Below are 1,017 nucleotides of genomic sequence, written 5' to 3'. Positions count from 1 at the left end.
CGGCGCCGGGCGTGAAGATCACCAGGAAGAATTTCGGCCGCGACCGGCGCTATCCGATCACCAACCGCTTCCGCGACCGGGGGTAAGGCCCAGTCATCCGGCACGGAGTGCGCTGTCAATGCAACACCCCGGTGTTCAAGGCTGCCGCGACACGACGAAATGACTGGTCATCAGGAATGTCCTGTGCGCAAAATGGGTTTTAAAGGATATGCTCATGCGCCTTGCAATCTCGACCCTGACTGTTCTCGTGCTTGCCTGCGGCGCAGCGCAGGCCGTGGAGCGCCCGACGGTCGTGACCCTCACGGATCAATCCAAAGTCCAGCAGTTCAAGGGCGTCTCCACCACCGGTGAATCGAAGTCCTACATCGTCAAGACATCGGGCACGCGCAAGGTGACCTTCCACATCGAGGCGGACAACGAAACCTGTGGCGCCGAACTGCGCACCGATGCCGAACTCGGCTTCATGCCGGAATTCCGCCAGTTCCCGACGACCCGCGTCGAAGAGGCGGAGGCGGGCGAAACCTTCCGCATTTCCCTGTTCCAGACCCGCGCCGCCCGCCTCAAGGGCACGCCCTGCAACTTCCTGCTGTCAATCGAGTAAGGCGCCGCCCGCCTTTCAAGACGCGGCCCTGTGACGGAACAGCACCTTGATGACGAACGGTCATCGGGGCTAAGGAAATCCTGACGCCCGAGCCCAGCGACGCGTCCCAGGATCGGGAGGACCATGTGCGCAGTTCCATCGAAATCTATGATCTTGCAAGCCGTTCGTCGCGTGTCGTCTGGCAGACGCCTGATCTGTTCGAGGCCCCGAACTGGTCGCCGGATGGACGCTTCCTGATGCTGAACAGCGAGGGGCGCATGTATCGTCTGCCTCTGTCGGGGGAGGCGATCCCGGAACCGATCGACACCGGCTTTGCCATCCGCTGCAACAATGACCATGGCATTGCACCGGATGGCCGCCACATCGCGATTTCCGACAAATGCGAGTTTGGCAAGTCCGCCATCTACGTCCTGCCG

The 1,017-nt window shown here is 61.8% G+C and carries 2 protein-coding genes; both read left to right on the top strand.

The window, feature by feature from the left end; genetic code table 11:
- Nucleotides 1-214 precede the first annotated feature (214 nt).
- Nucleotides 215-601, top strand: coding sequence for a hypothetical protein (locus tag FNA46_RS25810; RefSeq protein WP_143128097.1), 387 nt, complete (start codon nucleotides 215-217; stop codon nucleotides 599-601).
- A 125-nt stretch (nucleotides 602-726) separates the two neighbouring features.
- Nucleotides 727-1,017, top strand: a 291-nt coding sequence (locus FNA46_RS25805; RefSeq protein WP_483923589.1) for a TolB-like translocation protein, incomplete at its 3' end; no start/stop codon positions are given.

The sequence above is a fragment of the Affinirhizobium straminoryzae genome (genome assembly GCF_007004135.1).
In the GTDB taxonomy this organism is placed as follows: domain Bacteria; phylum Pseudomonadota; class Alphaproteobacteria; order Rhizobiales; family Rhizobiaceae; genus Neorhizobium; species Neorhizobium straminoryzae.
This window is presented reverse-complemented; position numbering and strand designations above follow the sequence as displayed.

Excerpts from the sequence above, each read along its gene's own strand:
- FNA46_RS25810 (WP_143128097.1), top strand. The coding sequence starts at position 215 with ATGCGCCTTGCAATCTCGACCCTGACTGTTCTCGTGCTTGCCTGCGGC.